Origin of the sequence: Streptomyces calidiresistens, from assembly GCF_014141525.1 — a bacterium.
Taxonomy (GTDB): domain Bacteria; phylum Actinomycetota; class Actinomycetes; order Streptomycetales; family Streptomycetaceae; genus Streptomyces; species Streptomyces calidiresistens.
Genome location: NZ_VKHS01000422.1, coordinates 1 through 4,811, shown reverse-complemented (window position 1 = coordinate 4,811; position 4,811 = coordinate 1). Strand labels below are relative to the sequence as shown.

The 4,811-nt window shown below is 75.6% G+C and carries 4 protein-coding genes and 1 pseudogene; 1 reads left to right on the top strand and 4 read right to left on the bottom strand.

The genetic code is table 11. The annotated features are described in order from the left end of the window. Positions 1-53: 53 nt before the first annotated feature. Positions 54-1,010, bottom strand: coding sequence for a TIGR01777 family oxidoreductase (locus FOE67_RS16785; protein WP_182665119.1), 957 nt, complete (start codon positions 1,008-1,010; stop codon positions 54-56). A 123-nt stretch (positions 1,011-1,133) separates the two neighbouring features. Continuing rightward, positions 1,134-1,661 (bottom strand): annotated as a pseudogene (locus FOE67_RS16780) (DUF4240 domain-containing protein); the annotation flags it as partial. Positions 1,662-1,889: 228 nt separating this feature from the next. Here FOE67_RS16780 and FOE67_RS16775 point away from each other — a divergent pair. Continuing rightward, the gene (locus FOE67_RS16775) at positions 1,890-2,867 is read left to right on the top strand and encodes an SDR family oxidoreductase (protein WP_182665116.1); all 978 of its coding nucleotides are present in this window, start codon (positions 1,890-1,892) and stop codon (positions 2,865-2,867) included. Positions 2,868-2,942: 75 nt separating this feature from the next. Here the strand turns inward: FOE67_RS16775 and FOE67_RS16770 are convergent, their stop codons facing one another. Then, a complete protein-coding gene (locus FOE67_RS16770) occupies positions 2,943-3,950 on the bottom strand; it encodes a helix-turn-helix transcriptional regulator (protein ID WP_182665113.1) in 1,008 nt (335 codons plus the stop codon). Positions 3,951-4,038: 88 nt separating this feature from the next. After that, a partial coding sequence (locus FOE67_RS16765; RefSeq protein WP_182665111.1) for a 2-oxo acid dehydrogenase subunit E2 occupies positions 4,039-4,811 on the bottom strand: 773 nt, incomplete at its 5' end.

Here is a 4,811-nt window from a genome sequence, read left to right as displayed (position 1 = left end):
GTGGGGAACACGCCACCGGCGGCCCCCGTCCCCCGGCCCCCGGGTACGCGGCCTCAGCCCTCCCGCTCCTCCAGGGCGGCCCGCACCGCGTCCTCGATGCCGGGATGGGAGAAGCGGAACCCCGCGTCCAGGAGACGGCGCGGCACCACCCGCTGACTGCCCAGCACGTCCGTGGCGAACTCCCCGAGGGCCAACCGCAGGGCGGGGCCCGGTACGGCGAACACCGTGGGCCGCCCCAGAACCCGGCCCATCGCGGCCGTCGCCTCCCGGTTGGTCACCGGTTCCGGCGCGGTGAGGTTCACCGGACCGGAGAGCGCGTCGGAGGTCTCCCGCAGCAGGAAACGCATCGCGGCCACGTGGTCCGCCAGGGAGATGTGGCTCCAGTACTGCCGACCGTCGCCCAGCCGCCCACCCAGTCCGGCCCGGAAGACGGGGAACAGGCGTCCCCAGGCCCCGCCCCGCCGGGAGACCACCAGGCCGGTGCGCAGGAGGACGGTCCGCACCCCGGCCGTGACGGCGGGCTCGGCCGCGGCCTCCCAGGCCGCGCACACCTCCGGGAGGAAACCGGTGCCCGGCGGCGCGGACTCGTCCACCCGTCGGTCCCCGGTGTCGCCGTAGAAGCCGATCGCGCTCCCGCACAGGAACACCCGCGGCCCGGTGCCGGTCCCCGCGAGTTGCGCCACGGCCCGGGCCACGGCGGTGGTCCCCAGAACCCGGCTCTCCCGGATCTCGCGCTTGTAGGACTCCGTCCACCGGTGGTCGCCGACCCCCGCCCCGGCGAGGTGGACCACCGCGTCACAGCCCTCCAGCGCGGCGGTCGTCGTCTCCGGGTCGCGGGCCCGGGCATCCCAGTGGGCCTCGTCGGGGGCGGAGGGCGCGCGGCGGACCAGGCGGACGACCTCGTGGCCGTCGGCCTGCAGGGAACGGACCAGGGCGGAGCCGATCAGGCCGGAGGCACCGGTGACGGCGACGCGGCGCGGCGCGTCGGTGGGATCGGGGGGAGGCGTCATGCGGCAACTCTAGGCAGCGCCGGACATCCGGCCGGGCTTTCCGCCCATCGCGTCGCCCACCGGTTCACCGCCCGTTCGTCCGTTCCCCTCCCCCCGGGGCGGGCCGTCGGGCGCGCCCTCCGTCCGGAACCGGGCCCACAGCCGGGGATAGGCACGGGCCAGTTCCCGCTCCTCCTCGAAGTCGAGAGGGGTCCCCAGCGGCTCCGGCGGCACCACCGGCAGGCCGAGGGAGGGGAGTTCCTCGCCGGTCAGCTGTTCGTGCGCGTCGTAGGCGGCGAAACCGACCTCCTCGGCCTCCCCGTCCGTCTCCGGATCGAACGCCGTCAGGAGTTCGGCGAGGGCGTCCGGGTCGTGCAGGGCCCCCTCGAAGACCCGCCGGCCGCGGGAGATCAGCCAGCACCGGAAGTTCTCGAAGCAGTCGTCGCTGGCGCCGTTGAGCAACACCCAGGCGGCACCCCACAGGTCCCACCGGTAGGCGCGGGCGAAACGGGACTCGAAGTGCCGGGCGAAGTCCACCACGGTCTGCGGGTCGAGGTCGGTCAGCCGGTCCACCAGGAGGTCGGCGTGCCGGTCGGGATCGCCTCCCGCCGCCTCGCGGGTGGAGTCGATCAGTTCCCAGAACTCCGTCTCGTCCAACACGTCATCCAGCATCCGACCTCCGGGCCGGTCCCGCACCCGGAGACGGGCCCCGCTCCCGGGTCCATCGGCCCCCGACGGGTACCCGGGGGCCACCGGCGGGCCCCGGCGTCCCCGGCGGAGGGGCCGCACCGGGGGAAACCCGTCGGATCCCCGGCGATACCCGACAGAGGGTGTCGGGTATCGCCGGCAGCGTCGTTCCGACGGGGCCGGCCGGTCCCGCCGTCCGAAGGGAACAGAGACGTGACATCCGAGGCATCGACCACAGCCGCCCCCGCCGTCGATCCCACCGCCGGGGCCCCGCTGCGCGACCGGGTCGCGCTGGTCGCCGGGGCCACCCGGGGCGCCGGCCGCGCGATGGCGGTCGAGTTGGCCAGGGCCGGCGCCCTGGTCTGGGTCACCGGCCGCACCACCCGCGAACGGGTCAGCGAGGTGGGGCGCGCGGGGGAGACCATCGAGGGGACGGCCGACCTGGCGACCGCCGCCGGACGGGAGGCGGGTTCCGGCGGTCGGGCCGTCGCGGTGCCCACCGACCACCTGCGGCACGAGGAGGTGCGGGCCCTGGTGGAGCGCATCGACGCGGAGTCCGGGCGCCTCGACCTGCTGGTCAACGACGTCTGGGGCGCCGACCACCTCGTCGAGGACCGCCCGTTGTGGGAGCACGACCCGGAGAAGGGGCTGCGCGCCCTCAGGTTGGGGGTGGAGACCCACCTGATCACCTCCCGGTACGCGCTGCCGCTGCTGATGCGGCGGTCCGGCGGCCTCCTGGTGGAGGTCACCGACGGCACGGCGGAGAGCAACCGCGACTACCGGGCGCCCCTCTACTACGACCTGGCGAAGAACGCGCCGATCCGGATCGCCCGCTGCCTGGCCGGGGAACTGCGCCCGCACGGGGCCTCGGTGGTCTGCCTGACCCCGGGGTGGCTGCGCTCGGAGGCGATGCTCGACACCCATTTCGGGGTCACCGAGGAGACCTGGCGGGAGGGCACGGCGAAGGATCCGGCCTTCGCGATCTCCGAGTCGCCGGTGTACGTGGCCCGCGCCCTGGTCGCCCTCGCCGCCGACCCGGCGGTCGCGCGGTGGTCCGGCCGGTCTCTTTCCGTCGCCGACCTCGCCCGGGAGTACGGCTTCACCGACGCCGACGGCTCCCGTCCCGACGCCTGGGGGTTTCTGACCGCCCGGGCGCGGGACGCCTCCGTGGATCCCGCCGACTTCCGGTGAGGGCGGCGCGAGCGGCGCGGGCTCCCGGGGGGCGGGACCCGGTGCCGTGAGGGGACGGTTCCCCACCCGGGCGCCCTACCCGGGCGCCCGGGGCGGGTCGGGGGGTGGATAGAGGGTCGCGGCGCGGTGGTGGAGATCGGCGAGGAGGGCGCGGAACACCGGCGGGGCCAGCGCCTCGACCTCCGGCCCCAGCCGCGCCAACTGGTCCACGGCCACCTCCACCGACTCCACCGCGAGGGTGACCGTCCGCCGGCCCGCCGGGTCCGCCGGGCCGGCGGCGGCCAAGGCCTCCGCGGCGGCCCGGCGGTCCGTGGCGTGCGGCAACCGCCGGGCCCCCGCCTCCGTGAGGCGGATCACCACGGTCTCCCGCAGCAGCGAGCGGGCGAACTCCACCGCCCGCCGCTCCCACAGCGCCGGCAGGTCCATGTCCGGATCGCGCTCGAAGCGGTCCCCGGTCGGCTCGGCGGCGGTGAAGCGTTCCGCCCGGTAGGTGCGGTGGGCGTCGGGCGCGCCGCCGGCGGGTCGGGCGACCAGGTACCACAGGCCCGCCTTGAGGACGAGGCCGTGCGGTTCCAGCAGTCGTTCGACCACCTCGCCGTCCCCCCGCCGGTAGCGGCAGGACAGCCGCAGCTCGTCCCGGACCGCCCCGGCCAGCACCGGCAGCAGCGGGGGAGTGGGGGCGGAACGCCACCAGTCGGGGGCGTCCAGGTGGAAGCGCTCGGCGGTGCGGCGGCCCAGGTCGGCGGCCTCCGGCCCCAGTGCGGCGGCCAGCTTGAGCCGGGCCGGACCGGCGGCGCCGTCCAGCCCGAGATCACGGACGGCGGCGGGCACCGCCGAGAGCAGCAGCGCGGCGGCCTCCCGGCCGTCCAGGCCGGTCAGGCGGGTCCGGTAGCCGGCCACCAGGGCGTAGCCACCGGCCCGGCCGCGCTCCGCGAGCACCGGGATCCCCGCCTCGGCCAGGGCCGCCACGTCCCGGGCCACCGTGCGCTCGGAGACCTCCAGCTCGGCGGCGAGCTCGGCGGCGGTCATCCGCCGACGCTGCTGGAGGAGCAGGACCAGGTGGATCAGCCGGGCGGCGCGCACGCCACCATCCTGCCCCGGGTCCGGACGCGACGGTGCCCCGTCGGTCCCGGGCGGGACGCGACGGGGCACCGTCGGGCGGGCGGGGAGGTTACAGCCCCAGCTCGCCCTCGAACTCACCGGCCTCCAGGCGGGTCTTGACCTCGTTGAGGTAGCGGGCCGCGTCCGCGCCGTCCACCAGCTGGTGGTCGTAGGACAGGGTCAGGTAGACCATGTCCCGGATGGCGATGGTCTCGCCCAGCTCCGGGTGGTTCACGACCACCGGGCGGCGCACGGTGGCGCCGATGCCCAGCTCGGCGACCTGCGGGTAGTTCACGATGATCGTGTCGAACAGCGCGCCCCGCGAACCGGTGTTGCTGATGGTGAAGGTGCCGCCGGACATGTCGTCCGGGCTCAGCTTGCCGCTGCGCACCTTGCCCGCCAGCTCGGCGGTTCGCTTGGCGATCCCGGCCAGGCTGAGGTCGCCCGCGTCCTTGATCACCGGGACCATCAGGCCCTTCTCCGAGTCCACCGCGATGCCGACGTTCTCGACGTCGTGGTAGGTCACGGTGCCGTCGTCGTTGATCCGGGCGTTGATGACCGGGTGGGCCTTCAGCGCCTCGGCGGCGGCCTTGACGAAGAACGGCATCGGGGAGAGCTTGACGCCCTCGCGGGCCAGGAAGGCCTCCTTGGCCCGGGCGCGCAGCCGCATGACCCGGGTGACGTCCACCTCGACCACGGAGGACAGCTGCGCCTGGTTGTGCAGCGCCTTCATCATGTTCTCGGCGATGACCTTGCGGATGCGGGTCATCTTGACCGTCTTGCCGCGCAGTTCCGCCGCGGCGGCCGGCACGGCCGATCTGGACGCCCGGGGCGTCGGGCCGC